The sequence below is a fragment of the Rhizobium sp. BT03 genome, from assembly GCF_030053155.1.
GTDB lineage: Bacteria > Pseudomonadota > Alphaproteobacteria > Rhizobiales > Rhizobiaceae > Rhizobium.
Window position 1 is genome coordinate 3,546,896 of the sequence record NZ_CP125640.1, and the last position, 18,105, is coordinate 3,565,000.

At 63.3% G+C, this 18,105-nt stretch carries 14 protein-coding genes (1 of these 14 running past the window's edge); all 14 read right to left on the bottom strand.

Annotated features, from left to right (window positions below):
* Nucleotides 1–55 precede the first annotated feature (55 nt).
* On the bottom strand, nt 56–1,843 hold the full coding sequence (locus tag QMO80_RS17290) for an adenine deaminase (RefSeq protein WP_283197622.1): 1,788 nt from the start codon (nt 1,841–1,843) through the stop codon (nt 56–58).
* Nucleotides 1,840–2,760, bottom strand: coding sequence for a nucleoside hydrolase (locus QMO80_RS17295; RefSeq protein ID WP_283197623.1), 921 nt, complete (start codon nt 2,758–2,760; stop codon nt 1,840–1,842). The genes QMO80_RS17290 and QMO80_RS17295 overlap by 4 nt, the downstream gene beginning before the upstream one ends.
* Nucleotides 2,761–2,764: 4 nt before the next feature.
* Nucleotides 2,765–3,790, bottom strand: a complete 1,026-nt coding sequence (locus QMO80_RS17300) for an ABC transporter ATP-binding protein (protein ID WP_283197624.1) — start codon at nt 3,788–3,790, stop codon at nt 2,765–2,767.
* The gene (locus QMO80_RS17305) at nt 3,783–4,562 is read right to left on the bottom strand and encodes an ABC transporter permease (RefSeq protein ID WP_283197625.1); all 780 of its coding nucleotides are present in this window, start codon (nt 4,560–4,562) and stop codon (nt 3,783–3,785) included. Before QMO80_RS17305 ends, QMO80_RS17300 begins: the two co-directional genes overlap by 8 nt.
* Nucleotides 4,559–5,386, bottom strand: a complete 828-nt coding sequence (locus QMO80_RS17310; RefSeq protein ID WP_283197626.1) for an ABC transporter permease — start codon at nt 5,384–5,386, stop codon at nt 4,559–4,561. Before QMO80_RS17310 ends, QMO80_RS17305 begins: the two co-directional genes overlap by 4 nt.
* 67 nt (nt 5,387–5,453) lie before the next feature.
* Entirely contained in the window at nt 5,454–6,476 is a 1,023-nt protein-coding gene (locus tag QMO80_RS17315; protein WP_283197627.1) for an ABC transporter substrate-binding protein, read from the bottom strand.
* 1 nt (nt 6,477) lies between these two features.
* A complete protein-coding gene (locus QMO80_RS17320) occupies nt 6,478–7,521 on the bottom strand; it encodes a LacI family DNA-binding transcriptional regulator (RefSeq protein ID WP_283197628.1) in 1,044 nt (347 codons plus the stop codon).
* 174 nt (nt 7,522–7,695) lie between these two features.
* Nucleotides 7,696–9,138 carry an efflux transporter outer membrane subunit gene (locus QMO80_RS17325; protein ID WP_283197629.1) on the bottom strand — a complete coding sequence of 481 codons (1,443 nt, stop codon included), beginning with the start codon at nt 9,136–9,138 and terminating at the stop codon, nt 7,696–7,698.
* A 149-nt stretch (nt 9,139–9,287) separates the two neighbouring features.
* On the bottom strand, nt 9,288–12,398 hold the full coding sequence (locus tag QMO80_RS17330; RefSeq protein WP_283197630.1) for an efflux RND transporter permease subunit: 3,111 nt from the start codon (nt 12,396–12,398) through the stop codon (nt 9,288–9,290).
* 48 nt (nt 12,399–12,446) lie between these two features.
* Nucleotides 12,447–13,658, bottom strand: coding sequence for an efflux RND transporter periplasmic adaptor subunit (locus QMO80_RS17335; RefSeq protein WP_283197631.1), 1,212 nt, complete (start codon nt 13,656–13,658; stop codon nt 12,447–12,449).
* A gap of 156 nt (nt 13,659–13,814) precedes the next feature.
* Complete coding sequence (locus QMO80_RS17340; protein ID WP_283197632.1) at nt 13,815–14,417, bottom strand: TetR family transcriptional regulator; 603 nt, start codon at nt 14,415–14,417, stop codon at nt 13,815–13,817.
* A 105-nt stretch (nt 14,418–14,522) separates the two neighbouring features.
* Entirely contained in the window at nt 14,523–15,467 is a 945-nt protein-coding gene (locus QMO80_RS17345; RefSeq protein ID WP_283197633.1) for a phosphoribosylaminoimidazolesuccinocarboxamide synthase, read from the bottom strand.
* Nucleotides 15,468–15,646: 179 nt separating this feature from the next.
* Complete coding sequence (locus QMO80_RS17350) at nt 15,647–17,389, bottom strand: SLC13 family permease (protein ID WP_283197634.1); 1,743 nt, start codon at nt 17,387–17,389, stop codon at nt 15,647–15,649.
* A gap of 102 nt (nt 17,390–17,491) precedes the next feature.
* Nucleotides 17,492–18,105, bottom strand: partial view of a phosphoribosyltransferase gene (locus QMO80_RS17355; protein WP_283197635.1) — the 3' portion only. It continues 70 nt past the right edge of the window; the window shows 614 of its 684 coding nt (coding positions 71–684); its start codon lies beyond the right edge, outside the window; its stop codon occupies nt 17,492–17,494.

Here is an 18,105-nt window from a genome sequence, read left to right on the forward strand (position 1 = left end):
ATGAGGGGGCCGCACGGCACGTCCGTCGTCAGAAGTCCCCCACGCATTGCCGACCCTACAAAACCTCCAGCACCGGGCTTTCCATCACCTTTCCCGTCACCACATCGGCAATCCCGCGGTCCGTCTGGTGCGGGCCGGCATTGCAGGCAAGCGTTGCGCCGAAGCAGGCCTTGAAGACGCGATAAGGCGGTTTCCAGTCGACGATTTTTTCCATGGCTTTGCGGATGCCGGCGAAGGCCGAAGCGGTGTCCTTCAGCGATGCGCCGGTCACCAGTCCGGAGAGCGGCAGCGGCAGGATCGCTTCGATCTTTCCGTCTTTGGCGACCGCCATGCCGCCGCCGGCCGATATGACGGCGTTGGCGGCGAGCGCCATGTCGCGCGCATTGCCGCCGAAGACGGTGAGGTTGTGACTGTCATGCGAGACGGTGGTGCAGAAGGCGCCGCGCCATTCGCCCCAGCCGGTGAGGAAGCCGATGCGCGGGATGCCGTCGGCCTTGCCGTGGCGATGGGCGACGGCGATCATGGCGCTGCCAGCCGGCGGCACGACGAACCCGTCCCTGACCTCCGTCTCCGCCTCGCCCCATTGCGTGAAGCGCGGGCGGTCGATCGTGGCGACGCGAACGCGCTCGCCTCTCGACGGGATGCGGAAATCATCCGCGGCGAATTGCGGGAGCTTCACCGAATTTTCAAGCGGCGCCGTATCGAGCTGCTTGATATCAATCTGCATGCCGCCGTCGCGAGCGACGACGCGGCCGCTCGAGATGACCAGCCGCGCCCTGAGTTGTTCGAGGTCCTCGAAGAGCACGATGTCGGCGCGCCGGCCAGCGGCGATAAGGCCGAGATCGGAGCGCTTCAGCCGCTCAGCGGCGTTGAAGGTCGCGGCCCTGAGCGCCCATTCCGGCTTCATGCCGTAGCGCACCAGGCGGCGGATGACATCGTCGAGACCGCCGCTTTGGCAGAGTTCGTCGGGAAAGACGTCGTCGGTGCAGAGCGTCACGGTCGGGGGCAGGTGGCCGAGACCGTTCAGCACCGCAACGAATTCCTGCAACAGATGGTCGTGGGAGCCGCGCAGCTCGATCGTCAGGCCGGCGGCAAGTTTGGCGGCGAGGTCGACGCCGGAGGTGAGTTCGTGGTCGGAGGTGACGCCCGCTGCCATGAAGGCGTTGAGATCGGCGCCCTCGAGGCCGCGGGCGTGGCCGCAGACGAGTTTGCCGGCGGCAAGGCCGGCATTGATTATGGTGCTCATGCGCGGATCGCCGTCGATGACACCGCGCATGTTCATGACCTCGGCGACGCCGCCGACGGCGGAGGAACGCAGCATTTCGGCAATGACGGCGGCATCGAAATCGGCGCCGGCAAATTCAAGCCCCGGCGCCGACGGCACGCAGGAGGGGGCGAGCAGGATCATGCGCAGCGGCAGTGAGCGCGCCGCCTCGACAGCCCAGCGCACGCCGTCGAGACCATGGACGTTGCCGAATTCATGCGGGTCCCAGACGATGGTGGTGACGCCGCGCGGCAGCACGGCGCTCGCATATTCGGCCGGTGTCACCATCGAACTTTCGACATGCATGTGCGTGTCGATCAAGCCGGGTGTTGCGATGCTGCCCGCCGCATCGATGATCTCGGCCGCATCGCTCCGGCTTGCCGGGGCATGGACGCTGGCGATCAGCGCGCCGACGAGGCCGATATCGGCGTCCCGGATCAGGCCGGTCACCGCATCGAGCAGCCGGCCGCCGGTAATCAGCATGTCGAAGGGGGCGTCGCCGCGCGCGGCGGCGACGGCGCGCGCACGCAGGGCGGGCTCGTTGAGATCGGCGGGTTCCTGGCGAGGGGGGGCGTTCATTTGCGAGCCTCGTTGACCAGGGCGCCAAGAATGATCGCGCGTGCCTTATCGGCATCGATATCGGCGGCGAATTGCGCATTGAAGGCCGCATGCGTGGCGCGAGTCTCGACGACGGTGCGGCCACGCGTCAAGGCTCCCTGCAGCTCGACGTCGATGCGCGCGGGGCGGAAGCTGACGATGTCAGGGGCGACGAAGGCGACGGCGGCGCAAGGGTCGTAGATCGCCATTCCAGGGCGGCCGCGGCTGGTGCCGATACTGACATAACCGGAGAACATATCGGCGATCAGCTCGGCATTGGCGCCGCCGGCATTGCGCACCGGCTCGGCATCCTCCGGCCGTGCCAGCACCTTGCGGCATAGATCGAGATCGACCATGCGCAGCGGCAAGCCATGGGCGATGACGATCGACAGAGCTTCGGGGTCAGCGAGGGCGTTGAACTCGGCAGACGCCGTATGGTTGCCCGATGTGACGCCGCCGCCCATCCAGACGAGGTCGCTGATACGGGCGGCGAGATCGGGCCGGGCGAGTGCCACGGCGGCGATATTTGTGAGCGGGCCGAGCGCCAGGATGCGGTGCTGCCTCTCGCCTTCCAGCCAGCGGCACAGTGCTGCGAAAGCATCGCTTTCGGCCAGGGCCGATGCCTCCGGCAGGCTCCTGCCGATGGTCGGAATGCCGGTTGCGCCGAGGATCGCCTGCGCGGTTTCGAGCTTGCCGAGAACCGGCATGGCGCGGCCGGTGTGGACGGGGAAGTTCCAGCCGAAGGCAGCGGCGACGCCGGCGGCATTCATCCTTACCTGCGATAGCGGCGCATTGCCGAAGATCAACGATACGCCGTCGATTTCGAATTCCGACTGTGCCACCACCAGAATGGCGGCAATGTCGTCGAAGCCCATGTCGGTGTCGATCCAGACGCCCATGATGTCACCCGAAGCGTTTGAGGTTGGCCGCGCCGGCAACCGGCAGATCGAAGGCCAGCGCGCTGCCGATCTCGTGCGGCGGCAGGCTTGCGTCGATCTCGGCCTTGATCGGCCCAAGCGGCGTATCGAGGAGATATTCGCGGCTGTTGCCGGCAAAGGAGGTGCCGCGCACGGTACCCTGGAACGGACCGGAGCCAAGGTTCACCATGCGCGGACGCCAGGCGAGGCCCGCCGCGGCTTCCGGGACTGGAGCGGAAAGCGCGACCGGGCCGCTCGGCGTCGCAAGCTTTCCATCCTTCAACGCGAAGACATTCTCGAAGCCGACGAAGTCGGCGACGAAGGCGGAGGCGGGCTTGTTGTAAATCTCCTCGGGCGTACCGATCTGCTCGATGCCGCCGTTCAGCATGACGACGATGCGATCGGCGAGCGCCAGGGCCTCCACCTGGTCATGGGTCACGAAGATCATGGTGACGCCGGTCTCCTTCTGCACGCGCTGCAATTCGGCGCGCATTTCCAGGCGAAGCCGGGCGTCGAGATTGGAGAGCGGCTCGTCGAGCAGCAGCACTTTCGGCTCCATCACCATCGAGCGGGCGAGGGCCACGCGCTGCTGCTGGCCGCCGGAGAGTTCGGCCGGCTTACGGCCGGCGAAGGCGGCAAGGCCGACCGATTTGAGGCCGGAGCCGACGCGGGTGTCGAGATCGGCGCCCGAGATGCCTTTGAGACGCAGGCCGAAGGCGACGTTCTCATAGACCGTCAGATGCGGGAAAAGGGCATAGGACTGGAAGACGAGGCCGACGGTGCGCTTGTTGGCGGAGACGCGGGTGATATCGGCGCCGTCGAGGCTGATGCGGCCGGAGGTGGGCGTCAGCAGGCCGGCGATAGCGCGCATCGTCGTCGTCTTGCCGCAGCCGGAAGGGCCGAGAAGGGCGACGAGTTCGCCTTTGCTGATCGTAAGGTCGAGCTCCTTCACCGCGACCGTATCGCCATAGCTGAGCGTCAGCTTGTCGAGTTGAAGATAGGCATCAGACATAACGCGAGAATCCCAGGAAACGTTCGGCGAGGAAGACGATGCCGATGGAAAGAAAGGCGAGAAGGGCGGAGAGCGCCGCAATGGACGGATCGTAGGTGGTTTCCATGTAGCCCAGCATGTCGATCGGCAGCGTCCGGATGCCGGGACCGGAAAGGAAGAGGGAGACAGGCACCTGGTTGAAGCTGGTGACGAAGCCGAGGATGAAGGCGGCCAGAATGCCGCCGCGGATATTCGGCATCACCACGCGGAAGAAGGCGCCGAGCCTGGAGGAGCCGAGCAGTACGGCGGCCTCCTCGATATCCGAGCGCAGATTGTCGAGGCTCGCCGAGACGACGCGCACGGCATAGGGCAGCACCAGGGCCGTATGGGCAAAGAAGAGCGCGAGCGTGATGTTGAAGCCGAAGGGCACGACGAGATAACGCAAGAGCGCCAGGCCGACGATGATGCCGGGCACGATGATCGGCAGCGAGACGATGGTGCGCACGGTTTCGGCCGCCGGTAGCCGGTAGCGCGACAGCGCGTAGGCGGCCGGGATGCCGAGAACAAGGGCTGCGAGCGTTCCGAAGACGGCGAGGAACATCGACATGGCGAAACTGTCGCGGAAACTCTCGACGGTAAACACCTTCATGACCCAGCGCAGCGACAGTCCCTGCGGCGGGAAGGCCAGCGTATCGCCTGCCGACAGCGAAGCGGCGATAATGATCAGGAAGGGGCCGATCAGAAAGACCAGCAGCAGGAAGAGCACGATGGGTGAAAACAGGCGCAGGGTCATCGGCGGCTCCTCGCCGTCGCAAGCCGTTTCAGCAGGATATTGGCGGCAAAGCTCATGATGATCAGAATGAAGGCGATGACGCTTGCCGAGACGAAATCATTGGCAACGGAGACCTGCTGATACAGCAGCGTTTCCAGCATCAGCACCTTGGAGCCGCCAAGCACGGCAGGAGTGATATAGGCGGTCAGCGATCCGGTGAAGACAAGCGTGCCGCCGACGACGAGGCCTTCCCTGGTCAGCGGCAGGATGACCTTCCAGAAGACCTGGAACCAGTTGGCGCCAAGCACGCGGGCAGCTGGAATCGCATCCTTCGGCATGTTTTCGAGCGCACTGATCAAGGAAAGTATCATCAGCGGCAGAAAGAGTTGCAGGAGACCGATGAAGACAGCGGTCTCGGTGAACAGCAGCCGCAGCGGCTCGGCGCTGAGGCCGAGGCCCGTTATCGCCTGGTTGACGATGCCGGTGCGGCCGAGAATGACGATCCAGGCATAGGTGCGCGCCACCGGAGAGATCATCAGCGGCAGGGTGACGAGGCCGATCATGCGACCCTTGCCCTTCGCCGGCAGGTTGACGATGGCGAAGGCCGCGGCATAACCGATGACCGCCGAAACGGCGGTGACTTCGAGACCGAGCCGGAAGCTGCGCAGGAAAACGGTGCGGTTCAGCGTCTCGGAAAAGAAACCGGCATAGGCCGACAATGTCCAGCCGCCGCCGGCAAGGAAGCCCTCCGACAACAGGACCGCGACGGGTAGCAGGAAGACCACGGTCGCAAAGACCGCTGCCGGCAAGGCCAGCGCCAGGGCTTCTGCGCGGTTCTGGAACATGAGGCGCCTTTCGAGCGAACAGAGGATGGTCCCGGCAGAGGGGCCGGGGCCGGTTCTCATGCAGGCCTTACCGGCTGACCTTTTCGTTCCAGCTCTTCAGCCAGCCGGCGCGATTGTCGAGGGCGACGGCCGAAGGGATCAGCTTGAGGCTCCTGGCGGTTTCATCGCCATAGGTGAGATTGTTGGCGGCGGCTTCGGACAGCTTGACCTCGCTGTTGGCGGGGCTGTCGACCAGCTTTTCGGCGAGCTTGGTCTGGATGTCGGTCGAAAGCCAGAAATCCATGAACTGCAAGGCGAGATCCTGGTTCTTCGAACCCTTGGTCAGCACCAGCACGTTCATGCCGCCGGTCTGCCCCTCTTTCGGCGTCGCCCAGGCGACGGGCACGTCGAGCTTGGTGAAGCCCGCCCAGGAGAAACGGCCGATCGGTGCTGCCCAGATCTCCTCCTGCTGCATCAGCTGCACGAGCTGCGAGGATTTTTCGTAGAAGGTGACGATGTCGTCCTTCTTCTCGCCCAGCGCCTCGATCGGTCCCTTCAGATCCGGCGTGTCCTTGCCGAGCGCCTGGCCGAGCATATAGAGCGCCGGCGGGCCCTGGTTTGTGGTGACGTTGGGGAAGGCGACATGGCCGACATATTCCGGCTTCAGGAGATCGGCCCAGGATTCGATCTTCATCTTGTCGGAACGATAGGCGATCGAGGTTGCGTAGAAGGTATAGCCGACGCTCATGCCGTCGCCGTTCGGATCCTTGGCGACGCCGTAAAGCTTGGCGAAATTGGCGAGTTTAGCGGTGTCGATCTTGTCGATCAGGCCGGCACGCGATGCGGCCAGCGCATCGGCCATGGAAACGGCAGCGAGATCGACGACGGGATTGGCCTTGTTGGCCTCCATCTTGGCCAGACGCTCGACGCTGTTGCCGGTCTCGACCACCAGCTTGCAGCCGCATTGGGCTTCGAAGGGATCGTAGACCAGCGCTTTGAAATCATCCTGCGCAAAGGCATAGACGGAAATGGTCAGTGTGCGGTCCGCTGCGGCTGCTCCGAGCGGAGACAGTGCGGCGAGTGCTGCCGAGGCAATGAGCGCTTTTTTCATCTTACATGTTCTCCATCTCTGAGGTTTTTGGTGCCGGGCTCACGGGCCCGGATGATTGGCGGACGATCAGTTGCATGGGGACACGGTCGATCTCGGCGGTCACGAGCATGCCCTGCCGGATGCTGCTTGCTCTTATGGTATCCACCAGCGCCGACACGGCAATTCCGGCAATAGCGTCCATGTCCATGCGAACCGTCGTCAGAGACGGCGTGACAACAGGCGACCAGATGAGATCGTCGAAGCCGGTGACGCTGACGTCGGCGGGAATGTTGACGCCGGCTTGCTGCAACTCCGTCAACGCGCGCAGCGCCTGCAGATCGGAGAGGGCTGCGAAAGCGGTGAATCCCTGCCTCACCCTTTCGGCGAGTCCAAGCGGACAGCCGCTGCCCCCATCCCGCTCCAGCTTGTCGATCCACAGGGTTTCAGCATGCATGCCGGGACGCAGGCCGGAGCGGATGCCGCCGGCGCGGTCGTTCTGGACGCTGGATTCCTGATTGTTGCCGATGATGAGAATGCGGCGATGGCCGAGGCCGGCAAGATGGCCGGCGATTTCGCAGCCGCCCTGCCAATGGTCGGCGGAAACGGTGTTGCCCGGCGTCGAAGGGGTGTCGATGACGGCGATTGGGCAGGCGGCGGAGGAAATGCGGGTGGCGCGGCGGGGAATGATGACCATGCCATCGACGCCGCGCTCGACCAGACGGTTGATCGCCTCGGTCTGGGCGGCGACATCGCCGCGGGAATCGGCGATCAGCACACCGTAACCGGCGGCGGAGCCGGCGAATTCGATCGCCTGGGCGATCTTGGGAAAGAGCGGATTGGCGATATCGGGCAGCACCAGACCGAGAACGCCGCTGCGGCCGGTCCGGAGCGCGCGGCCGGCCTGGCTCGGGACGTAACCGAGCTCGGCCGCATGCTCGCGAATCCTTTCGACCAGTTGGCCTGAGACGCGGCCCTTGCCTGATAGTGCATTGGAGACCGTGGCGACCGAGACGCCGAGCGACGTCGCTATCCTGCTGAGGTTCGGTCCCGAACGCGATGAAGCCATGATCGACGGCGCCTGATTAATCGTTTAATCAAAGCTTTACATCAGCTCTTTTCGCTTGTCGAATCCCAATTCATCTTATCGCGCTTTATCCGCGATACAAATTCGGCCGATATGAAAAAAGCCCCGCGAGACGATCGCGGGGCTGTGTATGTCCGGAGGGCGTAAGGCGGCCGATCAGGTCTTGGCCGGCTTCACCACGACAGTGGTGTTAGCTACGGTGCCCTTGCCGCCGGGGGCATAACCGCCCCCGACCGCGATGTTGAGGGAGACATAGTCCTTGGCCATTTGCTGAACTGCCTGGGCAAGGCTTGCCTGGGCGAGCGAAACCTGGCGCTGCGCGTCGAGAACGTCGAGCAGCGAAGAGGCGCCGTCCTTGTAAGATGCCGTCGACAGCTCGAGGGTTTCTTGCGTGGTCTTCACCTGGGCCTGGAGTGCCGAGACCGTGCGGGCGTCACGCCGGACGGCCGAAAGCGCGTTCTCGACCTGCTCGACGGAGGTCAGCACCGTCGATTTCCAGTTGAGGTAGGCGGTCGCGGCGTCGGACTGTGCAGACTTGACGTTGGCGCGCAGGCGGCCGCCGTCGAAGATCGGCAGGTTGAGGGTCGGACCGAAGGACCAGGGCGTCAGGCCGCCATGGATGCCGCGCTGGTTGATGTAGGACGGCGAGATCGAACCGCTGAGCGAGATGCTCGGATAAAGCTGCGCCTGGGCAACGCCGATATTGGCCGTTGCCGCGGCGAGATCGCGCTCGGCGACGCGAACGTCGGGACGGTTGCGGATCAGGTCTGCCGGGATGCCGGAGTTGATGCCGCCCCGGAACACGGGCTGTCCATGGCCCTTCAGCAATTCGTCGACGAGGGCCGAGGCCGGCAGGCCGAGCAACGTGGCAATGTGATGGGCCGATATGCGGATGTTGGTTTCGAGGCCGGGAATTTCGGCGAGCGTCGACTGTACCAGGCCTTCTGCCTGGACGACGTCAAGGCGTGAGGCGGCGCCGGCTTCAAGCTGGAATTTGGTCAGCTCGTAGGTTTCCTGACGCGACTTCAGGTTGGCCCTCGAAAGCGCCAGGCGCTGCTGATAGTAGCGAACGTCGATATAGCTCGAGACGAGATCCTGCACCAGGGTCAGCTTGGCGACATCAGCGGATGCGTAGGCGGAATCGAGCGAAGCGAGCGCGCTCTCGGTGCTGCGCTTGTAAAGGCCGAAGAGATCGAGCAGCCAGCTCAGCTGGACGTCGCCGGCACTGGTGTTGCGCGTGTCGAACTGCGTGCGCAGCTCGCCCCTCTGGCCGCTGACCGTGTGCGAGCCGCCGACCGTCAGGTTCGGCAGGCCGCCGGCACCGGCGGTGGTGACGTTGGCGGAGGCCGCGTTGATGCGTTCGATCGCCTGCTGGACAGTCAGGTTCTGATCGAGGCCGGCCTTGACATAGCCATTCAGTTTGGGGTCGTTGAAGGCGGTCCACCAGGCTGCGGTAGCAACATCGCCTACACTCTTCGTTCCGCCCTCTCCGAATTTGGCGGGCAGCGGCATCTCAGGAGGAGCATGATCCGGGCCAACAACGCAGCCCGACAATAATAACAGCAATGCCGGTGTGGCGGCAAAACGAAGAGATACCATTCATTTCATCCTGTACTCGAGCAAGTCAATTCTTGTCCGAAGCTTCATGCTTCACTATCGGCCGCCGCGCCTCGTTTACCAAAAACACCATTCCGAAGCAGTCGGGCGCAATGTAGCAATCGGAACAGCATTATCACAGTGCATTTATATCACACTCCTGCCGCATTTTTACCGCGTGTGGCAAAGATGCGTCGAATGACGACGAAGAACGACGGTACGAAGAAAATTCCGAGCATCGTTGCCGCCAGCATGCCGCCGAGAACGCCGATGCCGATGGCGTTCTGTGCCGCCGAACCCGCGCCTGTCGCGATCGCCAGCGGCACGACGCCGAGAATGAAAGCCAGCGAGGTCATGATGATCGGCCTTAGGCGCAATCTCGCTGCCTCGAGCGTCGCTTCGTAGAGGCCCATGCCGCTTTCCATGCGGTCCTTGGCGAACTCGACGATCAGGATCGCGTTCTTCGCCGCCAGCCCGATGGTCGTCAGCAGGCCGACCTTGAAATAGACGTCGTTCGCCTGCCCGAACAAGGTCGCCGCCGTCAGAGCCCCGAGAATGCCGACAGGCACGGCCATGATCACCGAGAAGGGAATCGACCAGCTTTCGTAAAGCGCCGCCAGGCAGAGGAAGACGACCAGAACGGAGATCGCATAGAGCATCGGCGCCTGCGAACCGGAAAGACGCTCCTGATAGGAGATCCCCTGCCAGGCGACCGTATAGCCGCCGCCGAGCTGTTCGGTCAGTGCTTCCATTTCGTTCATCGCATCGCCGGAGGAAACCCCGGGCGCGGAAGCACCATCGAGCGGAATGGCGCTGACGGCGTTGAAGCGGGCAAGCGATGGCGCGCCTTTCACCCACTCCGTCCTGGTAAAGGCGGAGAAAGGCACCATTTCGCCGGCGGTGTTGCGGGCGTACCAATGGTTGAGATCATCCGGCTGCATGCGGAAGGGCGCATCGCCCTGGACATAGACTGGCTTGATCTCGCCGTTCAGCGTGAAGTCGTTGACGTCGCGGCCGGTGAAGATGATCGACAGCATCGAATTGACCGAGGCGATGTCGACGCCCATGGCGCCGATCTTTTCCTGATCGAGCACGATGCGCATCTGCGGCTCGACTTCCTTGTTGCTGCTGCGCAGCGCTACGATCTTGCCTGAGGTATTGCCCATCTGGATCAGTCGCTTGGAGGCCGCCGTCAGGGCGTCGTTGCCGTGGCCGCCGGTATCGACGAGATACATGGAGAAGCCGCTCGATACGCCGAGACCCTGGATCGCCGGGGGCAGGAGCGCGAAGATCTGCGCCTCGCGGATGGCAAAGAAGTTACGCAGCGCGCGGTTGACGACCGACTGGGCGCTCAGATTCGGATCGGTGCGCTTGGAGAAATCCTTGAGCTTGGTGAAGACGATGGCGCTGTTCTGGCCGGAGCCGTTGAAGCCGAAACCAAGCGCGCCGAACACCGATTCGACAGCATCCTTTTCATTCTGGCGATAGTAATTTTCGACTTTCTCGACGACCGCCTGGGTCTGCTGCGTTGTCGAACCCGGCGGCGTGGTGACGATGGTCAGCAGCACGCCCTGGTCTTCCTGCGGCAGGAAGGAGCTCGGCAGGCGGGTGAAGAGATAGGCGCAGCCGGCGCCGACGAGCAGGAAGACCAGCATGACCCGGATCGGCCGTTTCAGGAGATAGCCGATTGTCCTGATATAACCGTTGGTCGAGCGCGTGAAGTTGCGGTTGAACCAGTCGCCGACGCGGTGCTTCCGGTGTTCGCCGACCGGCTTCAGCATCGTGGCGCAAAGGGCCGGCGTCAGCACGAGGGCGACGAGGGCCGACAGCAGCATGGCCGAGACGATGGTAATCGAGAACTGGCGATAGATGATGCCCGTCGAGCCGCCGAAGAAGGCCATCGGGATAAAGACGGCGGTGAGGACGAGCGCAATACCGACAATGGCGCCGGTGATCTCGCCCATCGATTTTTCCGTCGCCTCGAGCGGCGAAAGCTTCTCTTCGGACATGATGCGCTCGACGTTTTCGACGACGACGATGGCGTCGTCGACGAGAAGGCCGATCGCCAGCACCATGGCAAACATCGTCAAGGTGTTGATCGAGTAGCCGGTGACCGCCAGCACCCCGAAAGTGCCGAGCAGCACCACGGGAACGGCAATCGTCGGGATCAGCGTCGCCCGCAGGTTCTGCAGGAAGATGAGGAGGACGACGAAGACGAGCACAATTGCTTCGATCAGCGTGTGCACGACCTTTTCGATCGACAGCTCGACGAAGGGCGTAGTGTCGTAGGGATAGGTGATCTCCACACCCGCCGGCAGGCCGCGGCCGATGACCTCGAGAGCGGAGCGGACGCGGGCTGCGGTATCGATGGCGTTGGCGCCGATCGCCAGGTTGACGGCAAAACCGGTCGACGGCTGGCCGTTATACCGCGAGCCGCCGCCGTAGCTTTCCTGGCCGATTTCGATGCGCGAGACGTCGCTCAGGCGTACCGTCGCGCCGTCCTTTTCGACCTTGAGGATGATGTGCTCGAAATCGGCGACGGTGGTCAGCTGGCTTTGGGCAGTGATGGTGACGTTGATCTGCTGGCCGGGGGTCGCCGGCTGGGCGCCGAGCGAACCGACCGAGACCTGGGTGTTCTGCGCCTGGATGGCCGACGTAACGTCGCTCGGCGTCAATTGGTATTTCAAGAGCTTGAACGGATCGAGCCAGACACGCATGGCGTAACCCGAACCGAAGACGTTGATGCTGCCCACACCTTCCAGGCGCTGGATCTGATCCTCGATCGAGGTCGACAGGATGTTGCCGAGGTCGACCGAGTTGCGCTTGCCGTCCGTCGAAACAAGCGAGCCGACGAGAAGAATGCTCGAAGTCGAGCGGGTGACGCTGATGCCGGCATCGATGACGTCGCTTGGGAGCTGCGACTGGACCAGCTGCAGCTTGTTCTGTACCTGCACCTGGGCGATATCAGGGTCGGCGCTCGTTCCGAAGGTGAGCTGGATGCTGGCCGAACCGGTCGACGACGTCGAGGTCATGTAAGTCAGATCGTCGAGGCCCGTCATGCCGTCCTCGATGATCGTCGTCACCGATTTCTCGACGGTCTCGGCACTCGCACCCCGATAGGTGGCGTTGATGCGGACCGTCGTCGGGGCGATGTCGGGATATTGCGAGATCGACAGGGTGAAGATCGCCAGCAGGCCAGCGAGCATGATGGTGATCGCAATGACCCAGGCGAAAATCGGACGTCGGATGAAAAACTTGGCCATCGGTAGTTCCTGTGCGGCTGAGACGGTGACGATGCGGGCTCGAAGCGACTATTTCGCTGCGGGCTTCTGTGCGTCACCGGCCGCGGGCTGCTCGGCAGCCACGACCACGCCGTTGTCGGTGATCTTCATCGGAACCGGCTTCACCGGCATGCCTGACGTGATCGATTGCAGGCCGCTGACGATCAGCTGATCGCCGTCCTTGATGCCTTCGGTCACGAGCCAGGAATTATTGGAGGGCGAGCTGTTTTCGAAAGCGCGGGTTTCGACCTTGCCGTCGGCGGAAACGAACTGTGCCGTCAGCCGGCCGTTGGCGTCACGGCTCGTCGCCAGCTGCGGCAGCGCATAACCCTCCTCTGAACCGAGCTCGACGGTTGCCCGGACATACATGCCGGGCAGCACGATACGGTCGGGATTGGGAAAGAGCACACGGATGATGAAGGTGCCTGTGGTCTCGCTGACCACCTGCTTGGACATGTCGAGCTTGCCCTGCTGATTGTATTCCTTGCCGTCTTCGAGGATCAGGTGGAAGACGACGTTGGCTGCCCCTTTGATGTCGCCGGCGGCCATCGCATCGCGCAGCTTCAAGAGGTTGGTGCTCGATTCGGTCAGCGAGATATAGATCGGATCGAGCTGGCGGATCGTCGTCAGCGCCGTCGTCTGGTTGGCCGAGACGACGTTGCCGACATTATAGGCCGTCTGGTCGATAATGCCGTCGAAGGGGGCGATGATCCTGGTATGGTCGAGGTCGATCTGCGCGGCGGACAGTGCGGCCTTCGCCGACTCGACTTCGGCCTTGGCCTGCAGCAGCGTCGTCTTGGCCGTTTCGAATTCGATCTGGGTGGCGCCGCTGCCGACCAGGCGCTGGTAGCGGTCGAGATTGCTTTCGGCGCTCGGCACACTCGCTTGCGCCTTGGAGATTGCCGCCTTGGCCTGCTCGACGGCGGCGATATAGGGCGCATCCTCGATCTGGTAGAGAAGGTCGCCTTTCTTGATCTCGCCGCCTTCCTTAAAGGCGATCTCGCGGATGAGACCGCTCACCTGCGGCCGGATATCGGCCGTCTGGAAGGTCTCGGCGCGGCCGGGAAGGATCGTGGTGATCGGGAAACTGCCCTTTTTCAGCGTGATCACGCCGACCGGCGAGGCCTGCTGGGCCGCGCCGGCACCCGCATTGCCGGCAGGCTTGCCGGTGTTGTCGCTGCAGGCTGCGAGCAAGGCGCCGAACATCAGCGCCGAGGAGATGAGGAGGGCACGCCGTATCATTCTGAATTCCCTGTACGGTGGCAATGGCCGTTCGATCCACGGGCTCGGCTCCGCCGAGCGCAGGCTTAGAGAAGCGTCAGGATTGGTTCGGCTTCAAATGCCATCATCCGAATTTAAGAAAAGCTTTACGAAGTGACGTAAGTCAGCAATCGTCACTTAGCAAGCGTTATTTTGCAGTGCGGCATCGACGAAATCCACGATGTCCTCGGCGCGGCGCACCAGCGTTTCCTTGTCGTCGCGGACGATCAGGATGGGGTGCAGCACGCAGGCCAGCACGTCTGCGACGGTGCGTGCCGCGCTTTTCGGATCGCGGCAATGGTAGCGGTTCTCCGCCATGCCCTCGCGGATGATCCCGCCGAGCTTCTCTTCGATACGGGCGCGATAGCGGTTGCCGGCCTCGAGTTTGGCTTCGACCGTCGAAAGCACCATTTCGAAGATGTAAGGGTTTTTCTGGATGTCCTGCAGATGGCCTTCCAGCAGGCGCAGGACGAATCGGAGCAATTGCTCTTTTGGCGGCAGGTCCTGGTCGAAGGCTGCGAAACGCTCGGTGGCATTGTCGAGATGGCGTCCCGCGATCGCATCGATCAGCGCGACCTTGGAACGGAAATGCTTGAAGACATTGGCCGGAGACATGTGGAGCGCGCCGGCGATGTCGGCGATCGACACCGCGACATAGCCGCGCTCGCGAAACAGCATCTCCGCCATGGAGAGGATATCCTCCCGCGTTTCCTCGGCCTTGCGTCTCGGCCTTCTTGCCATCCGTCCCCCGCCGGGCCGGGCCCGATCCTTTTTGGCCGATGTTAACGCGATTGCACGAAATGCCGCAAGCCGGTGATCGGCCGGCGGCGTGCACGCGCCGCCATATCAGGGGAAGTGCGGGGCGAGGTTCTGCCGGATGCGGGCAAGCGGCGTCTCGCCGCTGTCGTCGGGGACGAAGCGCTCGCCGGTGATCGCCTCATAGGCCCTGATATAGACGGCCGAGGTCTGTTCGATCAGTTCGGTGGGGATCTCGGGGATCTCCTCCTTATACGGGTCGCAACGTTCCGCCACCCAGGCGCGGACGAAATCCTTGTCGAAACTATCGGGGCGTTTTCCGGCGGCAAAACTTGCCGGATAGCTTTCGGCAAGCCAGTAGCGGCTGCTGTCGGGCGTGTGGATCTCGTCGGCGAGGATGATGTTGCCGTCGCTGTCGGTGCCGAATTCATATTTGGTGTCGACGAGGATCAGGCCGCGTTTGGCTGCCATCTCCTGGCCGCGGGCAAAGAGCGCGAGCGCGTATCGCGAAAGGGTTTCCCACTGCTGCCTGGTCAGCAGGCCGCGCGTGACGATTTCGGCAGGCGTCAGCGGTTCGTCATGGCCGCCGTCGAATTCCTTGCTGGTCGGGGTGATGACGGGTTCGGGCAGGATCTGGTTGTCGCGCATGCCGTCGGGCAGGCGCATGCCGTACATCTCGCGCTCACCCTTCTTATAGAGTGTCAGGATCGAGGTGCCGGTGGTGCCGGCGAGATAACCGCGCACGACGATTTCGACCGGCAGAATGTCGAGCCGCTTGCCGATGACGACATTAGCATCGGGATAATCGATGACGTGGTTCGGGCAGATATCCTTCGTCGCCTCGAACCAGTAGCGCGCCGTCTGCGTCAGCACCTGGCCCTTATAGGGAATGCAGGTGAGGATGCGGTCGAAAGCGCTCAGCCGGTCGGTGCTGATGATGATGCGGCGTCCGTCCGGAAGATCGTAATTCTCGCGCACCTTGCCGCGATAATAGTTCGGCAGTTCCGGGAAATGGGCTTCGGAGAGGATTCGCACGGCGCTCGACTGTCCTTGTGATTGGGTGAAGGCTTCCTGCTCTACTGCATAATTTCTTAAATCGGAATCGATTTAAGAAATTATGCAGCACTCAAAAGTGCTACAGCGTCCTTTGCGCGTCTGAAAGACGCGCGGCGCTGTAGTCATTGCCGGGAAGTCAAGGTGGCCCCACTATCGCATCACAGCCAGAACAGAGCCAGGAGAAACAAAGCGAGGCCGTAGCTTGTGACGGCAAGCGGCCAGCCGGTGCGCAGGAAGTCACTGAAGCGGTAGCCGCCGATGCCCATTGCCAGCGTATTGTTGTGATGGCCGAAGGGCGTCAGGAAATCCAGTGAGGCGCCGGCGGCGACGGCGATCAGATAGGCGTCCGGGGTATGGCTGCCGGCTTTCGCAAATTCCAGTGCGATCGGGGCCAGGACGATTGCGACCGTCGCATTGTTGACGAAGGGCGTCAGCGCCATGGCGAGGAAGAGGATGAGAGCGATGCCGAAGAGCGGACGGGTGATCGGCACGACGAGGCTCAGCCAGCCGGCAATGGTTTCGGCTGCCCCGGTGGTTGCCACTGCCTGACCGATCGGAATCATCGCCGCCAGCATGATAATGATCGGCCAGTTGAGGTCGGCCATCGCCTGGCGGATGTTCAGATGATTGAGCAAAGCGAGCACGAGCACGACGCCGGCAAAGGCGACGTCGGGACGCAGGCCGGCCGCGGATGCGGCGATGCCGCAGGCAAACAGCGCGAAAGGCCGCCAGGAGAGCGAGGCCGGTTCGCTCGAAGCAGCCGAAGCGAGCGGTAGGCACTCGCTTTCTTCAAGCGCTTCGGCGATCGCCATGCGCGGCCCTTCGAGCGTCAATATATCGCCGATCGACAGCTGCAGGTCGAGAAAACGGCCCTCGATGCGCGGCGCACGCATGGAAAGAGCGGTGACGGCGACGCCGCGGCTGTGAAAGATTTCGAGCGAGCGGATGCGCGAACCGACCAGCGTGCTTTCCGGCATGACGACGGCTTCGACACGGGAAAAATCCGGCTGCAGGCTATGCGGATTGATATCGGCGATCAGCGCCTGGGCGGTGGCAAGGCCGGCAAAGACGTTATCGCCGCCTTCGGCGAGCAGCATGTCGCCGGCTTCGATCACCGACTGATCGAGCGGACCGAAGACGAAATTCTCGCCGCGGATCAGCGCATGGGGCTTAATGCCGAAATGCGAGGGACAATCGGAAAGCCGGACGCCGATCAGCGGCGACCCGTCAGGGACGCGGCGCTCGACGACGATGCGGCGCTTGGCCGGTGAGATCGTCGCCGGCGCCTCGTCGGGCTCTGGAAACAGCCGCTGCACGCGAAAGGCGATGAGCAGAATGCCGGCGATTGCGACTGGCAGCCCGACATAAGCGAAATCGAAGAAGCGAAAGCCGGCTCCGGTCGCCTTGGCGAGCGCATCGCTGACGAGGAGGTTCGCCGGTGTGCCGATCAGCGAAACGAGGCCGCCGAGCAGGGCTGCAAACGCGACCGGCATGACGAGTTGGCGGCGGGGGATCGTCAGCGCCGCGCCGAGCCGCAGCGCCACCGGCAGGGTGATCGCAAAGGCGCCGATATTGTTCATGAAGATAGAGATGAAACCGGCAAGCGAAGAGGTGCCTGCTATGACCTGGAAGCCCGAGGGGCCTGCGGCCGCGAGACGGGCCGCGAGATTGTCGAAGAGCCTGGCGCGCGCCAGCACCTGGACGATCAGCAGGATCTCGACGACCGTGACGACGACGGGACTGGCAAAGCCCGTGAAGATCTGGTCGGCGGGATAAAGCCCGAGCGCATAGCCGGCGAGCAGACCGGCGATCGAGACCACCTCGATGCGGAAGCGATCGAGTGAGAAGAGAACGAGCATCGCCAGCAGAAGGATCAGCAGGGATGCTTGCTCGAACGTCATGCGCGGGTCCGGTGTTTCATCGACGAGGCGGACTGTAATCGTTCCTCATGCGCTGTACAGAGGTTCCTTCAGGCAAAGATTGAACAATTCTCAAATCTCGCGTCAAGCCGATGGAGTCCATCGGCTGGCCGCGTTCCGCTTCAGAACGGGGGTTGCGAAAACGCCGACGGTGCGCGCGATCCATTGCGGTCCGGCGGCTACCAGGCTTTCGCGCCAGCGATCCGATTGCAGCATCGCCGCACCGATGGCGACGGGTTCGATGCCGCAGCCCATCAGCAGGTGAAGGCCGGCTGTGATCGAGGCGCCGCTGGATATGACGTCATCGATCAGAGCGACGCGCCGTCCGGTCAGCAGCGGCAGCATGCGCGGATCGATATAGAGGCGTTTCTGTTGCGTCGGCGTGGTGATCGAGGACAGGGCGACGGACAGTTCGTCGCGGTACCAGAATTTGCGCGAGGTGCCGAGTGGAACATACCTGTTGTGACCGAGCTTCTGCGCCACCGCGGCGGCAAGCGTCAGGCCGAGTGTCGGCAGGCCGGCGACGACATCGATGGACATCGGCCTGATCTTTTCGGCGAGGCTTTCGGCGAGCGCATCGAGCACGGCGAAGCTCGCCTGGTTGACGATCAGCGAGGCGAGGGCATGTTCGCCATCATCAAGCACGCGGATCGGCAGGCGAAGCTGGCGGCCGTCGTCCAGCACGGCGACATAGAAGG

Excerpts from the sequence above, each read along its gene's own strand:
- QMO80_RS17290 (WP_283197622.1), bottom strand. The coding sequence starts at position 1,843 with ATGAACGCCCCCCCTCGCCAGGAACCCGCCGATCTCAACGAGCCCGCC.
- QMO80_RS17295 (WP_283197623.1), bottom strand. The coding sequence starts at position 2,760 with ATGGGCGTCTGGATCGACACCGACATGGGCTTCGACGACATTGCCGCC.
- QMO80_RS17300 (WP_283197624.1), bottom strand. The coding sequence starts at position 3,790 with ATGTCTGATGCCTATCTTCAACTCGACAAGCTGACGCTCAGCTATGGC.
- QMO80_RS17305 (WP_283197625.1), bottom strand. The coding sequence starts at position 4,562 with ATGACCCTGCGCCTGTTTTCACCCATCGTGCTCTTCCTGCTGCTGGTC.
- QMO80_RS17310 (WP_283197626.1), bottom strand. The coding sequence starts at position 5,386 with ATGTTCCAGAACCGCGCAGAAGCCCTGGCGCTGGCCTTGCCGGCAGCG.
- QMO80_RS17315 (WP_283197627.1), bottom strand. The coding sequence starts at position 6,476 with ATGAAAAAAGCGCTCATTGCCTCGGCAGCACTCGCCGCACTGTCTCCG.
- QMO80_RS17320 (WP_283197628.1), bottom strand. The coding sequence starts at position 7,521 with ATGGCTTCATCGCGTTCGGGACCGAACCTCAGCAGGATAGCGACGTCG.
- QMO80_RS17325 (WP_283197629.1), bottom strand. The coding sequence starts at position 9,138 with ATGGTATCTCTTCGTTTTGCCGCCACACCGGCATTGCTGTTATTATTG.
- QMO80_RS17330 (WP_283197630.1), bottom strand. The coding sequence starts at position 12,398 with ATGGCCAAGTTTTTCATCCGACGTCCGATTTTCGCCTGGGTCATTGCG.
- QMO80_RS17335 (WP_283197631.1), bottom strand. The coding sequence starts at position 13,658 with ATGATACGGCGTGCCCTCCTCATCTCCTCGGCGCTGATGTTCGGCGCC.
- QMO80_RS17340 (WP_283197632.1), bottom strand. The coding sequence starts at position 14,417 with ATGGCAAGAAGGCCGAGACGCAAGGCCGAGGAAACGCGGGAGGATATC.
- QMO80_RS17350 (WP_283197634.1), bottom strand. The coding sequence starts at position 17,389 with ATGACGTTCGAGCAAGCATCCCTGCTGATCCTTCTGCTGGCGATGCTC.